Here is a 14991-nt window from a genome sequence, read left to right on the forward strand (position 1 = left end):
GGCGGGGCGCCGTCGTCTCAGCCGATGGACAGCGCGGTGCAGCGCCAGCGCCCGTCGACGCCCTCGAGGCGGGCGGCGACCGCGTGCGCCCGGCCGCTCCGGCGCGCGACCGTGCTGACCTCGGCCACGCCGTCCACCGGCTCGCAGACGTGCACCGGCCCGACGAGCAGCGGCCCGGTGCCCGCGGCGCACCAGGCGGGCCGCCGTCCGGACACCAGCGCGGCGTGGACGCCCGGCGAGGTCAGCCGCTGCACCTGGGTCAGCGGCCGCAGGCCCGCCAGCGCCTCGAGAGCCGTGGTGACCAGCAGCCGGCCCGCGGCGCGCGGGTCGGGCAGATCGGCCCGCACCGACCAGGCGGGGCCGAACAGGTCGCGCGACCGGGTCCGACGCCCCTCCGGCGCGGGGCGCGGACCGGGCCGGTGCGGTGGGCGGGGCGGTGGCGTGGCGGGGTCGACCAAGGCGACGGCGGGTCCGGTCAGGGGCGGGTGCAGGGCCGGGACGATGCTGAGCCGCAGCGTCCGGAGCGGAGCGGCGGGGGCCTCGGCGGGCGCGGCGGACGTGCCGGGCTGGGGGGACGCGGTCACAGGAGCTCCCGGGGTCGGGTCGGTGGCGGGACGACGAGAGCCGGGGGAGCGGCCGGGTGAGGTGGTGCGCTGGTGGTGGTGGTGGTGGTGGTGGCGGTGGCGGTGGTGACTGGCGCCCGTCACGGCGGTGGGCGCAGCACCTGACCGGGCAGCAGCAGGTCGGGGTCGGGGCCGATGACGGCCGCGTTGGCCGCCCACCAGCGGCCGGCGGCGTCGGCGACCCGGGCGTCGGTCGGCTCGGCGCCCGTGCGGCTGCGCAGGTCGGCGGCGGCGATGGTCCAGAGGCACTCGCCGCGCAGGACGACGTGGTCGCCGTGCGCGGGAGACGGCCAGTCGGGCAGTGCGGGTGCGGCGTCGGCGGGTGCCTCGGCGGGCCAGTCCGGGACCCCTGCCACCGCCTGCGCCGTCGTCTCGGCAGCGGCCGCGACGACGGCCGGGGACGGCGCCGCGGTCGCGCAGCCGGCCACGGCCGGTGCCGTGGCCAGGCCGATCCCGAGGGCCAGGGCGGCGGCCCGCCGCCCGGACGCGGGGACGACGCAGCGCAGCACGAGGCCGGCGGCGGCTCCGGCGAGCCCGGGCAGCGCCGACAGCGCGGTCAGCGCCAGACCGAGCGCGCCCCAGACCCACACCGCCCAGGCGAGGGCGGCGACCCCGGCGAGCAGCAGCGCCTCGGGCCCGCCGCTGTCGACGAGGGACTGCAGGTCCCCGCCTGTGTACACCACCGCGGCGAGGTCAGGGGTGAGCGCGCGCAGACCGACCGCGACCGCGGCCATGGCAGCCGTCGTGACGACCAGTCGACGTGCTGACACGGACCCTCCTCCGGTTGACGTCGACGTACCTAAGCAAGCAAACGCAACCAAACGCAAGCGTCGTTGTGGATCTAGGCTCTGCAGCATGCGCTGGCAGCAGCTTTTCGCCGACCTGCAGGCGGAGTTCGAGGAGGCCGAGGCCGCCGAGGAGCGGGCCCAGCTCCCGGCCCGGTCACGGGCGGAGTTCGGTGCCCTCCGGCTGGGCGACCGGCTCGGCGGCGCGGTCGGCGGGCGGGTGTCGCTGCGCTGCCGCGGCGCCGGGGAGGTGGCCGGTGTGCTCACCGACACGGGCCCGGACTGGGCGCTGCTCGACGACGGATCGGGACGCGACGTGCTGATCGCGCTGTCCGCCGTCCTCACCGTGTCGGGGCTGGTGCGCACGACCGTGCCGGCCGGGCCGCCCTCGACGGTGCGGGCCGCGCTGGACCTGCGTCGGGCGCTGCGCGGGCTCGCGCGCGACCGCAGCGCGGTGACCGTCGTCCTCGACGACGGCGGGGTGCTGACCGGGACGGTCGACCGGGTCGGCGCCGACTTCGTGGAGCTCGCCGAGCACGCGGCCGACGACTTCCGCCGCGCGGGCTCGGTGCGCGGCGTGCGGGCGGTGGGCCTGTCGGCGGTCGCGGTGGTGCGGACCCTGGTGCCCGGCGCCGCCTGAGGTCAGCGGCTGCCGCGCCGCCCGCGTGCGGCGGGCGGGGCGGGGGCCTCCTCGTCGGCGACCGGCCCGGCGGGGACCTCCGCCGGTTCCCCGGGCGGGGGCACCGCGCCGGCGCGGGCCTCGGCGTACTTCTGCTGGATGAAGCGCTCGAGCTCGTCGACCTCGACCCGCCACTGTCCGCGGCCGCCGATCTGGATGGCGATCAGCTCCCGCCGCCGCACCAGCGCGTAGGCCTGCGACCACGAGACGTTGAGGATCTCGGCGACGTCGTCGAGGGTCAGGAAACGTGGCGTGGGCATGGGCTCTCCGTCCGGTCGGAGCCAGTGTGTCAGGACGCACTCACCCGCACGCTTCCCGTCCACACCCGAACGTGTGGACGGCCGGTGCACGCATCCGTGTCCGTACCGCATCATCTGCGTCCGACCGCGCCTGCCCGCGCCGGTCGGATCGGACGCCCGCCGGGTCGGCGGGCCGCCGGGCGAGCCCCGGCCATCGGAGGGAGGGACGCTGCGGTGAGCGCTGCGACGCGCACGGTGCAGGCCGCCCCGGCCGGGGAGGCGCCGGTCGGTCCGGTCCCGCGCCGGGTTCGCCCACCGCGGTGGCTGGACCTGCGCCTGGTGCTCGGCGTCCTCCTCGTCCTGGGCTCGGTGCTGCTGGGGGCGCGTGTGCTCGCCGGTGCCGACGCCACCGTGCCGGTCTGGTCGGTGACCGCCGACCTCGCCGCCGGCACGGTGCTGGGGCCCGAGGACCTCACGGCCGTGGACGTGCGGCTCGGCGACGCCGCCGGCGCCTACCTCTCCGCCGGCACCGACCCCGCGGGCCGCACGCTCGCCCGGGCGGTGCGGGCCGGCGAGCTCCTGCCGCGGACCGTCCTCGAGGAGCCCGGGGACCTGGTGCAGGTGGCGCTGCCGGTGCAGGCCGGCTACGTGCCGCCGGGCCTGGCCCGGGGTGCGGTCGTGGACGTCTACGGCGTCACCGACCCCGCGGGCACCGCCACCGGCGAGGGGGTCGTGCTCGTGGTCGGTGCCGCGCCGGTGCAGGCGGTGAGCGGCCGGGCGGAGGGCGTGCTGTCGACGGCGACCACGACCGTGCAGGTGGTGGTCGCCGTGCCCGCCGACGACGCGCCGGGCGTGCTGGCCGCGATCGGTGGCCGCCCGCTCGTGGTGGTGGTGCACGGGTCGGTCGAGAGCACCACGCCGACGCAGGCACCGCGAGCGGGAGCCGCGTCCTCGTCGCCGGTTCCCGCCACCACCTCGACGCCGGCTCCCTCCACCGCCCCTTCGACCCCGGCCCCTGGCACCGCGCCGCCGCCCTCGCCCCCGCCCGTCCAGCCGGCGCCGCCCGCGGTCCCGCCGGTGGCCGTCGATCCCACGGTCCCGCCCCTCGACCCGGCGGCGGGCGTGCCCGCCGCCCCTGCCGCCTGATGGCGCTGCAGGTCGTCACCGCAGTCACCGGAGCAGCCTGGGAGGCGGCGCTGGTCGGCGCGCTCGACCGTGCCGACCACGGCGTCACCGTCGTGCGTCGGTGCGTCGACGCCTCGGACCTGCTGGCCACCGCGGCCACCGGCACCGCCCAGGCCGCGCTGCTGTCGGCGGACCTGCACCGGCTCGACGGCGACACCGTCGCCCGGCTCACGGCCGCGGGCGTGGCGGTCGTCGGGCTGGCCGACCCCGCGGACGAGCGTGCCGGCGACCGGCTGCGTGCCCTCGGCGTGCCCACCGTCCTGCCGGCCGACGCCTCCGCCGCGGAGGTCGTCCGCGCGCTGCGGGACGCCGTCGACGGCGTCCCGGGAGCCGGGCACGACGTCGCCGACCCGCGGACCGCGCTGCCCGCCCCGTTCCCGTCGTCCGCGGGGTCGGCGGAACGGCGTCCCCCGCGCGGCCGGGTCGTGGCGGTGTGGGGCCCGACCGGGGCTCCGGGCCGGACCACGGTCGCGGTCGGGCTGGCCGACGAGGCCGCCCGCCTGGGCGTGCCGACCCTGCTCGTCGACGCCGACGTGTACGGCGGCGTGGTGGCGCAGGTGCTCGGGCTGCTCGACGAGTCCCCGGGACTGGCCGGTGCGGCGCGGCAGGCGGCCTCGGGGACGCTCGACGAGGCTGCACTGGCCCGGCTGGCGTGGTCGGTCCGCCCGCACCTGGCCGTGCTGACCGGGCTGGCGCGCGCCGACCGCTGGCCCGAGCTGCGGCCCAGCGCGGTCGCCGCGGTGCTCACCGAGGCCCGCCGGACCGCCGACCTCGTGGTCGTCGACTGCGCCTTCAACCTCGAGGAGGACGAGGAGCTGTCCTTCGACACGGCCGCGCCCCGGCGCAACGGCGCCACGGTGGCCGTCCTCGAGCAGGCCGACGACGTCCTGTGCGTCAGCGGGGCCGACCCGGTGGCGCTGCAGCGGACCATCCGCGCCCTCGGCCAGCTGCGCGACCTGTTGCCGGAGGTCGAGCCGGCCGTCGTGGTCAACCAGGTGCGCCGCGGGCCGGTGCCCGGTGACCCGCGCCAGGAGATCGCCGGCGCGCTGGAACGGTTCGCCGGACGTGCGGTCCGGACCTTCCTGCCGGCCGACCGCCGCGCCACCGACGCCGCGCTCGCCTCCGGGCGGACGCTGGCGGAGGTGGCCCCCGGGTCCCCGCTGCGCGCCGCCCTGCGGTCGCTGGCCGCGGGACTGGCACGGGTGCCCGAGCCGGCTGCCGGCCGGCGGGGGCGCACGCGCCGCAGGGCGGGATGAGGCCGGCACCGAGGGGAGCCGGTCCCCACCTCGGCGGGTGCACCCGCTCCGGCCTGCCACGTACGGTGGGCTCCCGATCCGGAGGAGGACGATGGCCGAGCGGCTGAGCACCCGGGACGCGTCGTTCCTCTACCTCGAGGAGACCGGGGCGCCGTTGCACGTCTCCGGGGTGCTGGTCCTCGAGCCGGTCGAGGGCGGCCTCGACGCCCTGGCCGCGCTGGTGGAGGCCCGGTTGCCGCTGGTGCCGCGATACCGCCAGCGGATCGTGCCGGTGCCCGGGCACCTGGCCGACCCGGTGTGGGCCGACGACCCCGACTTCGACGTCGCCTACCACGTGCGGCGCTCGGCGGTCCCGCGTCCGGGCACCGGGACGCAGTTGCTCGACCTGGTCTCCCGGGTGACCTCCCGTCCCCTGGACCGGAGCCGTCCGCTGTGGGAGGTCTACCTGGTCGAGGGGCTGTCCGGGAGCCGGGTCGCGGTGGTCACCAAGACCCATCCGGCGCTGGTCGACGGGCTGGGCGCCGTCGACCTGGCCCAGGTCCTGCTGGACCCCTCGCCGGACGCTCCGGTGCCGTCGACCGACACGTGGGCGCCGCAGCCCGTCCCGGGCCGCGTCGAGCTGGTCCGCGACGCGCTGGCCGACTACGTGCAGCGGCCGACGGCGGTGCTGGAGACGGCGCGGTCGGCGGTCGAGGACCTGCGCTCCACCGCGTCCCGGATGCGGGGCGTGGCCACGGGCCTGGTGCGCGCGGCGGGCTCGGCGGTCCTCCCGGCACCGCACGGCCCGCTCAGCCGGACCGTCGGCACCCAGCGCCGGGTCGCCGTCGCCCGGATCGACCTCGAGGACCTCCGGGCCGTCCGCAAGGCCCACGGCGGCACGGTCAACGACGTCCTGCTCACCGTGCTCACCGGCGCCCTCCGCGACTGGCTGCTGTCCCGCGGCGAGCCGGTCCTCGGCTCGACGGCGGTCCGGGCGCTGGTCCCGGTGTCGGTGCAGGGGGAGGAGCAGGAGGCGCCCGGCAGCAGCGTGGTCGCCCACCTGGTCGACCTGCCCGTCGGGGAGCCCAACCCCCGGGTGCGGCTGGCCCGGCTGCGCTACGCCATGCGCGGGGTGACCGGCTCGGGCCGCTCGGTCCGTGCGGACACGCTGATCGCGCTGACCGGCTTCGCGCCACCCACGCTGCACGCGCTCGGCGCCCGCGCGGCCCGCGGCCTGTCGCGGCGGATGTTCAACCTCGTCGTCACCAACGTCCCGGGCCCGCAGGTGCCGCTCTACGCCGCCGGGAGCCGGATGCTGGAGGTGTTCCCGGTCGTGCCGCTGGTCGGCGGGCAGGGGCTGGCGGTCGGGATGACCAGCTACGACGGCCACGTCTACGTCGGGCTCAACGCCGACCGGGACGGCGTCGGCGACGTGGACGTCCTGGCGGACCTGCTCGAGCAGGAGGCCGGGGCGCTCGCCGAGTCGGTGCGCTGACCCGGCGGCGGCCCTCCGGCCGGGCGTGCGGGATACGGTCGCCCTTCCCGACAGGAGAGGAGCGGCCGGGTGCGGATCTACCTGCCGGCGACGACGAGCGTCCTGCGGACGCTGGTGGACGAGGGCCGGCTCCACGGGCCGCACACCGGCTTCGCCGTCACCCCGCAGCTGCGCGAGCACTACGCGCTCAGCGACGCGGCGGCCGACGTCGAGGAGCTGGAGTACGCGGCGCTGCTCACGGCCGCCCGCGCCAGCCTGCGCCTCGTCGACGTCGACCCCACGGCCGCCCGCCGCCGCGTCGTGCTCGCCGCCGACGTGCCGGACGAGGCGGTCACCCCCGTCGACGACCCGGACACCGACCCGGGCGCGGTCCGGGTGAGCGTCGACGTCCCGCTCGCGGACGTGGCCAGCGCGCACGTCGACGGCGCCGAGGCCGAGGACGACGTGCGGGCCGCCGTGGCCGTGGTGCTCGAGGCCGACCTCGGCAGTGACGAGGCGCAGTTCGTCGTCGACCAGGCCGAGGGGCACGAGCTGGCCTGGTACGCGACGCAGGAGATCGGCCCGGCGCTCGACCTGCTCTGACCGGACGGTCACGACCCCGCCGACCGGGTGCGGGCGACCTGGACCCGCTGCGGGACCCCCGCGGTGACCAGCCAGCCCGAGCCCGGCCGGACCGGCACCGGCGTCCGGGGCAGCCGGATCCCGAGCAGGTCGGCGTCCCCGGGCCCCGGGCACAGCAGCACGCCGCTGCGGCCGCGGCGCAGCTCGGCGACCGGGCCCCGGAAGGCGGCGCCCAGCTCACCCGCCGTCCCGGCGGCCAGGACGAGGACGCCCCCGTCGACGCCGCCGCGCTCGCCGGCCGCCAGGGCCGCGCCCACGGGGGAGTCGGCGAGCGGGCCCGCGTCGTCGAGGAGGACGGCGCCGGGGTGCCCGCCCAGGTCCTCGCACCACGCGCGCCAGCCGGGGACGTCGTCGGCGGCCACGGTCGGGAGATCGCCGCCGGGAGTGCGGCGGCCGCGGACCACGCGCAGCACCGGGACCCCGGCCCCGGCGAGCGTGGCGCCGACGGCCTCCAGCGTGGCGGTGCGGCCGCTGCGGGGCGGGCCGACGACGAGCAGCCCGCCGGCGCGGGCGAGGTCGACGAGCAGCACGTCCCCCTCGTCGCCGCCGGGGCCGAGGGGCACGCCGCGCAGCAGGCCGGCGGCGTCCGTCCCGGGCAGGAGCGGGACCGAGGGCGGGTCAGCGGGCAGCTCGGGGATGGTGAGCGCCCGGCTGCCCGGAGCGGCGTCGGGCGCCGTCCGCCGCAGCGGCCGGGGCAGGGCGAGCTGGCACTCCAGCGCCTCCTCACCCAGCAGCGCCCGGCCCGGCGGGCGGGAACGGGGGACGGCGCGCACCGGAACCCCGGCCACCGCGTAGTCGGCGCGGTCGGGCAGGGGGAGGACCAGGCGGGTGCCCGCCGCCGCCGCCAGCCGTCCGCCGGGGACCGCCCGGTCGGCGGTCATCACGCAGGTCAGGCCGGCCGCGCCGCCGTCGCGGACCAGCCGCAGGAAGTCGGCGGACCCCGATCCGGGCACCGACTCGTCGAGCTGGGCCAGCAGCGCGTCCACGCCGTCGACGAGGAGCAGGACCGCCGGGGTCCTCGCGCCGGTCCCGACCCGCGACCCGGCCACCTGCCCGGCCAGCCGGGACACCAGCCGGACGGTGCGCAGGGCGTCGGCCGCACCGACGACCGTGCCGGTGTGCGCCAGCACGGCCGCCTCCGCGGCGAGCGCGCCGCCGCCGTGGTCGAGCACGTGCACGTGCAGGTGCTCGGGCGGCAGGTGCTCGACCGCCTCGGCCAGCACCGCGCGCAGCAGCGTGGTGCGCCCGCTGCCCGGTCCGCCGACGGCCAGCCATCCGCCGCCGCAGGCGAGGTCGAGGACCAGCGGCTCGCGCGACTGCCGGTCGGGACGGTCGACCAGCCCGACCGGCAACCGGGTCGCGGGCCGCTCGCCCCCGGTGGGCAGGGCGGCAGCGGTGAGCTCGGCCGCGGAGAGCCGGTCGGGCAGCGGCGGCTGCCACGGCCGGTGCGGCCGGTCCAGGCCCGCCGCGCCGGCGCGCGCGGTGGTCGCAGCGGTGATCCGCGCCAGGTCAGTCGGGCCGGCGGTGGCTCCGGCCGGCGCCGGGGCCGGTGTCCCCGGCCACGACCAGCGGGTCACCGCCGGGCCGGCGGACGACGCGTCCGCGCCGAGCGCCACCCGCGCCGCCTGGAAGGACGCCGGCCGCCCGCCGCCGATCCGCACGTACCCGCGTCCCGGACGGTCCGCCGGCACGGTCGCGGCGACCGCGCTGCCCAGCACGTCGCGCGAGTCGGACTCGTCGGTGGTGCGCAGGCACAGCCGCAGCGAGCAGTTGGCCCGGATCTCGGGGGACACGACGCCGCCCGGGCGCTGCGTGGCGAGCACGAGGTGCACGCCGAGGGAACGGCCGCGCTGGGCGATCCCCACCAGCCCGCTGACGAACTCGGGGAGCTCCTCGGCGAGCCCGGCGAACTCGTCGACGACGATCACCAGCCGCGCGAGCCCGACCTCCGCCGGCAGGGCCGCGAGGTCCGGGACACCGGCCGCCGCCAGCAGCGCCTCGCGGCGGGACAGCTCCGCGGTCAGCGACCGCAGCGCCCGGGCGGTGGCTGCGGCGTCCAGGTCGGTCACCAGCCCCACGGTGTGCGGCAGCGCCACCGCCTCGGCGAAGGCGGCCCCGCCCTTGTAGTCGACCAGCAGGAAGGAGCAGCGGTCCGGCGGGTGCGCGAGCGCGAGCCCCGCCACCAGCGTCTGCAGGAGCTCCGACTTCCCCGACCCGGTCGTGCCGGCCACCAGCGCGTGCGGCCCGTCGCGCACCAGGTCGACCGCGGCCACGCCGTCCGCGGTCATCCCCAGCAGGGCGCTCAGCGACGACCTCGCGCGGGACCAGGGGACCGGGACCTCCGCCGCACCGTCCCCGACGAGGTCGAGCAGGCGCACCGTGCGCGGCAGTCCCGCGGCCTGCCGGGCCGGCGCCAGCGGAGCCAGGTCGCGGGCCAGCCGGGCGGCGACGGGAGACGGCAGGCGGTCGACGACGACCCCGCCGGGCGCCGCGTCGTCCCCGAGGGCGAGCAGTCCGGTGTCCCCGGTCTCACCGCCCACCTCGAGGACCGCGCCGACGCAGCCGCCGAGCTCCTCCCCGCGGCGGGCGAGCGCGAGCAGGACCACACCCCCGTCCCGGCAGGCGCGCAGCAGCTCCCCGAGCGCCGCGTCGACCGGCCGGTCGACGACGAGGACGAGCACTCCCGCCGCCGGGCCGGAGGCCGCGCGTCCCTCGGCCAGTCCGGTCAGCCAGGTCGCCAGGGCCGCGTCAGCCGCGGCGGCCGCCGGTCCTCCCGGCGGGCGCACGGAGACGGCGCCGGCCGGCAGGTGCGGCAGCCACCGCGCCCAGACCCAGTCCGCTCGGCGCCCCGCGGTGGTGAGGACGGCGACGTCCACCTCACCCGGCGCGGCCAGGGTCACCAGCTGGGTGAGCACGGCCCTCGCCACTCCCAGCGCCGGCTCCCGCGGACCGGTCACGCCCAGCCCCCCGGTGCGGCGCAGGTCCACGGTCACCGGCAGGTCGGCCGCCGGCTCGGGCACCCGCCGGCCCTCCTCGACGCGCACCACCCGGGTGCAACCCGCGCCGGTGCCGATCCGCACGGTCGCGACGGCGGGATCCCCGGCGCGGCGGGACCACAGCAGCGTCGTCCCCCTCCGCGCCGCGGCGGCCAGCGCCGCGAGGTCGGGGGTCTCCGCCCGTGCCGCCCGCACGTCGGACTGCACGGCGTCGGCCAGCCGGGCCCGGGCCGCCCGCAGCTCCTGCGCGTGCGCGGCACTCGCCCGCCGCCCGGTGCGGGATCCGCTCCACCGGTCCGAGGCCCACGACCCGACTGCCACCAGCGGACCCAGCAGCGCGAAGAACAGGAAGGTGGGCGTGGACAGCAGCACCGCGAGCGCGACCCCGGCGACGGCGGGCAGCAGCACGGCCACCCAGCCCAGCCGCCGGTGGTGAGGCGCCGGGGGCGCAGCGGGGAGCACCACCTCCACCTCCGGGCGGTGCGAGGAGGGAGGGGCACCAGGGCGCACCAGCCGGCGGCCCCCGGGAGCGGGACGCGAGCCGGCCCGGCCGTCCCGCGGGCCGGTGACGGTCACCGAGCTCGCGCCCAGCCGCAGCACTGCACCCGGCCGCCACTCCTGCGCGGTGCCGCCGAGGTCGGCGTCGTCGAGCCGGCTGCCGTTGGTGGAGCCGAGGTCGGCCACCGTGATCCCGCCGGCACCGACCTCGAGCGCGACGTGCCTCCGGGAGACGCCGGGGTCGGGGAGGGGCAGCGCGGCTCCGGCGCCCCGGCCGAGGACGTGCCGGCCGGTGACCAGCGGGACGGTGGTCCCCGCCGCGGGGCCGCCCACGACGTGCAGCTCCAGCGGGCTGCCGGTCGACTCCCCGGAGCGTGGGACGGGGCGGCCGAGGCCCAGGACCACGCCGTGCAGGAGCCGGTCGTCAGAGAGCGGCAGGTCCCCGGGCAGCCGGGTGGTGCCGGACCACAGCCCGGCCGGCGCGGTGCCGAGGGCCGCGGCCAGGTCGGTCAGGACGACGTCGAGAGGGGCGTCGTCGGCCGCACGGACCTCGACGTCGACGGCGCCCTCGGCACCGACCACGGTCCAGCAGCGGGTCCCGGTACCGGAGGGGAGGGGGGCGGACACGGGCGCGACGCTCCCGCTGCCTGCCGCGGTCCGGCGGTCGCGGCGCCCGGCTGTGGACGGGAGGCGGCGCTGTGGACGGCGGAGCGCTCCCGGAGCGGCTCCGGCCTAGCGTCCGCACCCATCCCGGGAGGTGCCCGGGACGGACAGGAGGAGCCATGAAGGTCGACATCGCCACCCTGCAGTCGATGGCCGGGCGCTGCCAGACCGAGGCGGCCGAGACCGCCTCGCGGCACGCGACGCTGTCGAGCACCGTCACGGGCTCGGTGCTCGACGGCTGGACCGACAGCCAGGCCGCGGTGCAGTTCAGCGCGCTCTACGAGCAGTGGCGGGTCTCGGCGCAGGGGGTGAGCGACGCGCTGACCGGGATGGGCGCACTGCTGTCGGCGGTCGCGGCGTCCTATCAGCAGCACGAGGCCGAGATGGCCGCGCGCATCGGTGCGCTGGTCTGACCGGGGCTCAGCCGGGGGTGCTCAGCCGGGCGGTGCGGTGGCCAGCGCGGCGGCCCGTCCCGGCTGCAGCCGCCGGCGCGCCGCGGCCAGGACCTCGGGCGCACGCTCCCAGGGCAGGATCGACAGGATCGCCACGCAGTGCGGCAGGAAGATGATCCGCAGGCCGCCGAACACCATCAGGTGGAAGCCGAGCAGGAACACCACGAGCGCCACACGGGCCCGGTCGGACCGGACGAGCAGCATCAGCGGCGCGGCGAACTCGAGCACGAGCATCGCCCACTGCACGGCCACGAGCAGGCCGGGCACGTCGAGCGTCCACTCCGACAGGCCGGTGCCGCGGCGCACCACCGCCCGGGTGATGGTCGAGCCGGTCGCCCAGTCCCAGCCGCCGAAGCGCATCTTCGCCCAGGCGGCGAGGAAGTAGGTGAGCATCACGGTCACCATCACCGCCGCCATCGCCCAGCCGGCCGCCTCGGACCGGCGGCGGTCGCGCCAGTGCACCCGTCCGATGGTGGGGAGGACCGCCAGGGCGACGAGGTAGGCGATGCGGTCGTGGTCGACCTTGCCGTAGCTCATCGCGATGACCATCCACTCGAGGTACAGCACGAAGACCGCGGTCCCGAGCAGCCGGGGCGCGCGGCCGGTGGCCGCGGCCAGGGCGGCGAGCACCAGGGCCCACTGCACGACGTGGACGACGGTCGACGTCGGCGTGGGCAGGTGCAGCACCCGGGCGATCTCGAGCGGCTGGTACCAGGCGGTCGGAACCTCGGCGTGCGCGCGCACCCACGCGGTGGTGAGGAAGACGTCGACGGGGACGAACAGGTAGGCGATGGTGCGGAACACCGCGATCCGGGCGAGCGGGACCGGGCGGGTCCAGAAGCCGCGCAGCCCGCGCACGGCGGTGAGGGCGGACGAGGCGGTGCTCACGAGCCGGCCTCCAGGTCCTGGGCGACGAGGACGCGGTCGGTCCACTCGCCGGTCGGCAGGCCGTCGGCGAGCTCGAAGTGCCGCTGCACCACCTGCACGTCGACGAGGGAGGGAGCCTCCGGGTGGCGGCGCGCGTAGGTCTCGGCGAGCGTCACCAGGAGCGTCGGGTCGTCGACCAGACGGGGGAGCTGCCCCTCGAACTCGGCGCGGCGCAGCCCCACCTCGCCGCCGGACAGGCGCACCTCCTCCCCGGCGCCGGTGAGGCCGACGACGCGGGTGGAGACGACCGGCGCGTTCGCGTCGGCGCGGGTCGAGTACATCTTGAACGGGCCGAACGGGAACGAGGCGTCGGTGCCCCACAGCGTCCCGGCGAGGACCAGCGCGAGGGTGACGAGCGTGGCGGCGAGGCGGACGCGGCGACCGCCCGGGGAGAGCACGACGACGTCCGCCTCGGCGGGGTCGCCGGCGCGGAGCGGAGGGACCACGCGGGCATCGTAGGATCGGCGGCCGTCCAGATGGGTCACCGGCGCCGCGTGGTGGGCAACTGGCCTGCCCGGCCCGGGACGGCCCTGTCCGCGCGCGGCGCCGTGCCCGTCCACCGCACGACGACGTCGGGAGAGCAACCGTGCAGTTCGGTCGGTACTACGAGGAGTTCGAGGTCGGTGCGGTCTACAAGCACTGGCCCGGCAAGACCGTCACCGAGTACGACGACCACCTGTTCTGCCTCATCACGATGAACCACCACCCGCTGCACCTGGACACCCACTACGCGGCGGAGACCACGGACTTCGGGAAGAACGTCGTCGTCGGCAACTACGTCTACTCGCTGCTGCTCGGCATGAGCGTGCCCGACGTGTCGGGCAAGGCCATCGCCAACCTGGAGGTCGAGTCGCTGCGGCACGTGGCGCCGACCTTCCACGGCGACACCGTCTACGGCGAGACCACCGTCCTGGACAAGTCGGAGTCGCGGTCGAAGGACGACCGCGGCGTCGTCCACGTCGAGACGATCGGCTACAAGCAGGACGGCACGGTCGTCTGCGTCTTCCGGCGCAAGGTCATGGTGCCCAAGCGCTCCTACGGCGAGGCCCGCGGCGGCGAGCAGCCCGGCCGCCCGGAGCCGAGGCCGCGCTCCTGAACCCGGCGTGACGGGGCGCGCTGCCGGTCCGAGGTCAGGACGGCAGCGCGCCCCAGCCGCGCAGCGTCGCCACCAGCCCCGGCGTGCACGGCAGCCGGTCGAGGTCGGCTGTCTCGGCGAAGGTGACCGCGTCGGCGTCGTCGCCGGGCACCGGCACCGCGGAGGAGTCGGCGAGCGTGCAGACGAAGTCGGCGACGTCGTAGACGACGCCGTCGCCGGGGATCCTCACCCGGCCGACCTCCGCGCCGCACCGGACCGCCAGCCCGGTCTCCTCCCGGACCTCCCGGACCACCGCGGCGGACAGCGTCTCGCCCGGCTCCACGCGCCCGCCCGGCACCGACCACAGCCCCCGACCCGGGGCGTTGCGACGGCGGATCAGCAGCAGCCGCCCCTGCGCGTCGAGGACCACGGCGCCCACGCAGGCCTGCACCGGCAACGGTCCGCCGGGGGAGTCGGGTGCCACGGCCGCAGGGTACGGTGACCCGACCCGGCACCGTCCGACTGCGCTTGACGTCGGCCCCGTGTGACAGGACGGTGTCATCCGATGAGCGCCTCCCCGGTCTGTCCCCGCTGCGGCGAAGCACTCGTGGTGCGCCCCGGGGACTCGGCGGTGGCCTGGTGCCACGTGCACGGCGCGGTCACCCCGCTGCACCACACCGCGCTCATCGCCCACGACGCCATCGCGGCCGTCACCGCCGACGCCCGGGTGCCCGCGTGGGTGCCCGACCCCGTGCCCTCGGGCTGGACGGTGACCGGCCTGGCCTGGGGCGGGGAGCCCGGGGCGCGGGCGATCGTCGTCGGTTGCGCCGGGCCGGCGCCCCTGGGTGGGGCGGCCGAACTGGTGCTGGTCGCCGAGGAACCCGGGATGGGGGTGGGCTGCGGCTATGCGGGACTGCCCGGACTCGACCCCGGTGACGTCATCACCGGCCCCTCGTCGGCGGCGGTCGAGGCGGCCGGCCAGCGCGCACCCCTGTGGGCGGTGCCCACCCCCGACGACCGGGCGGCCTTCGTCGGCGAGGCCTACGGCGTGTGGCTGTGGCTGGTCATGTGGCCGATGTCGGCCGGCTGGCTGCTGGCCGAGGAACTGCGCCTGCTGGACCTGCGCGACCGCCTGTACCCCGACCTCCCGCTCGGCCCGCCCAGCGAGCACCTGCTGCCGGGGCAGTAGGACGGCAGGGTAGGAGAACAGGAGGACGGCAGGCTCGGGCGACAGCTCGGTCCCGGCCCGGCGTGTCCGTCGGGTGGACCGTGGGGCCTGTGTTACCCATGGGGCCGGCCCCCGGGCCGACCCGAGCGGGCGCCGTGCCCGCCGGTCCGAGCAGATCCCCGGAGGTGGCCGTGAACCTGAAGAAGGTCCTCGTCTGGCTGGCCGTCGCCTTCGTCATCTTCTACGTGATCCAGAAGCCCGAGGCCTCCGCGGAGATGGTGAAGAGCGCCGGGGAGGCGCTCGGGGACGCCGCGTCCTCGATCGCGGCCTTCGTCGGCTCGCTCGTCTAG

16 protein-coding genes are annotated in these 14991 nt (G+C 77.9%); 9 read left to right on the forward strand and 7 right to left on the reverse strand.

Annotated features, from left to right (window positions below; translation table 11 throughout):
• Positions 1-17: 17 nt before the first annotated feature.
• A complete protein-coding gene (locus tag HLV61_RS05895; RefSeq protein WP_369253462.1) occupies positions 18-584 on the reverse strand; it encodes an Rv3235 family protein in 567 nt (188 codons plus the stop codon).
• 119 nt (positions 585-703) lie between these two features.
• A complete protein-coding gene (locus HLV61_RS05900; protein ID WP_369253463.1) occupies positions 704-1393 on the reverse strand; it encodes a hypothetical protein in 690 nt (229 codons plus the stop codon).
• An 85-nt stretch (positions 1394-1478) separates the two neighbouring features.
• Here HLV61_RS05900 and HLV61_RS05905 point away from each other — a divergent pair, with 85 nt between their 5' ends.
• Entirely contained in the window at positions 1479-2048 is a 570-nt protein-coding gene (locus HLV61_RS05905; RefSeq protein WP_369253464.1) for a hypothetical protein, read from the forward strand.
• Between the two features lie 2 nt (positions 2049-2050).
• On the opposite strand, the gene HLV61_RS05910 is transcribed toward HLV61_RS05905, so the two are convergent.
• Entirely contained in the window at positions 2051-2347 is a 297-nt protein-coding gene (locus tag HLV61_RS05910; protein ID WP_369253465.1) for a helix-turn-helix domain-containing protein, read from the reverse strand.
• A 213-nt stretch (positions 2348-2560) separates the two neighbouring features.
• Here HLV61_RS05910 and HLV61_RS05915 point away from each other — a divergent pair, with 213 nt between their 5' ends.
• The 4 genes from HLV61_RS05915 to HLV61_RS05930 all read left to right on the forward strand — a co-directional run bounded on the left by HLV61_RS05915 (position 2561) and on the right by HLV61_RS05930 (position 6823).
• Positions 2561-3472: an SAF domain-containing protein gene (locus tag HLV61_RS05915; protein WP_369253466.1), complete on the forward strand. Its 912-nt coding sequence runs from the start codon at positions 2561-2563 to the stop codon at positions 3470-3472.
• Positions 3472-4767, forward strand: coding sequence for an AAA family ATPase (locus tag HLV61_RS05920; RefSeq protein ID WP_369253467.1), 1296 nt, complete (start codon positions 3472-3474; stop codon positions 4765-4767). The genes HLV61_RS05915 and HLV61_RS05920 overlap by 1 nt, the downstream gene beginning before the upstream one ends.
• 91 nt (positions 4768-4858) lie before the next feature.
• Positions 4859-6241 (forward strand): WS/DGAT/MGAT family O-acyltransferase, encoded by a 1383-nt coding sequence (locus HLV61_RS05925; protein WP_369253468.1) that lies wholly within the window; start codon positions 4859-4861, stop codon positions 6239-6241.
• Positions 6242-6310: 69 nt separating this feature from the next.
• Complete coding sequence (locus HLV61_RS05930) at positions 6311-6823, forward strand: DUF6912 family protein (RefSeq protein ID WP_369253469.1); 513 nt, start codon at positions 6311-6313, stop codon at positions 6821-6823.
• A gap of 8 nt (positions 6824-6831) precedes the next feature.
• Here the strand turns inward: HLV61_RS05930 and HLV61_RS05935 are convergent, their stop codons facing one another.
• The gene (locus HLV61_RS05935; RefSeq protein ID WP_369253470.1) at positions 6832-10983 is read right to left on the reverse strand and encodes an FtsK/SpoIIIE domain-containing protein; all 4152 of its coding nucleotides are present in this window, start codon (positions 10981-10983) and stop codon (positions 6832-6834) included.
• Positions 10984-11138: 155 nt separating this feature from the next.
• Between HLV61_RS05935 and HLV61_RS05940 the strand changes: the two genes are divergently transcribed.
• Complete coding sequence (locus tag HLV61_RS05940; RefSeq protein WP_369253471.1) at positions 11139-11432, forward strand: WXG100 family type VII secretion target; 294 nt, start codon at positions 11139-11141, stop codon at positions 11430-11432.
• Between the two features lie 21 nt (positions 11433-11453).
• On the opposite strand, the gene HLV61_RS05945 is transcribed toward HLV61_RS05940, so the two are convergent.
• Positions 11454-12359 carry an HTTM domain-containing protein gene (locus HLV61_RS05945; RefSeq protein WP_369253472.1) on the reverse strand — a complete coding sequence of 302 codons (906 nt, stop codon included), beginning with the start codon at positions 12357-12359 and terminating at the stop codon, positions 11454-11456.
• The gene (locus HLV61_RS05950) at positions 12356-12844 is read right to left on the reverse strand and encodes a hypothetical protein (RefSeq protein ID WP_369253473.1); all 489 of its coding nucleotides are present in this window, start codon (positions 12842-12844) and stop codon (positions 12356-12358) included. Before HLV61_RS05950 ends, HLV61_RS05945 begins: the two co-directional genes overlap by 4 nt.
• 140 nt (positions 12845-12984) lie before the next feature.
• Between HLV61_RS05950 and HLV61_RS05955 the strand changes: the two genes are divergently transcribed.
• Entirely contained in the window at positions 12985-13494 is a 510-nt protein-coding gene (locus tag HLV61_RS05955) for a MaoC family dehydratase (protein ID WP_369253474.1), read from the forward strand.
• A gap of 34 nt (positions 13495-13528) precedes the next feature.
• On the opposite strand, the gene HLV61_RS05960 is transcribed toward HLV61_RS05955, so the two are convergent.
• Entirely contained in the window at positions 13529-13957 is a 429-nt protein-coding gene (locus HLV61_RS05960) for an NUDIX domain-containing protein (RefSeq protein ID WP_369253475.1), read from the reverse strand.
• A gap of 81 nt (positions 13958-14038) precedes the next feature.
• On the opposite strand from HLV61_RS05960, the gene HLV61_RS05965 reads away from it, so the two are divergent.
• Positions 14039-14662 carry a DUF6758 family protein gene (locus HLV61_RS05965; protein WP_369253476.1) on the forward strand — a complete coding sequence of 208 codons (624 nt, stop codon included), beginning with the start codon at positions 14039-14041 and terminating at the stop codon, positions 14660-14662.
• Positions 14663-14832: 170 nt separating this feature from the next.
• Positions 14833-14991: a hypothetical protein gene (locus HLV61_RS05970; protein ID WP_369253477.1), complete on the forward strand. Its 159-nt coding sequence runs from the start codon at positions 14833-14835 to the stop codon at positions 14989-14991.

The organism is Geodermatophilus amargosae, from assembly GCF_041028265.1.
In the GTDB taxonomy this organism is placed as follows: Bacteria; Actinomycetota; Actinomycetes; order Mycobacteriales; family Geodermatophilaceae; genus Geodermatophilus; species Geodermatophilus amargosae_A.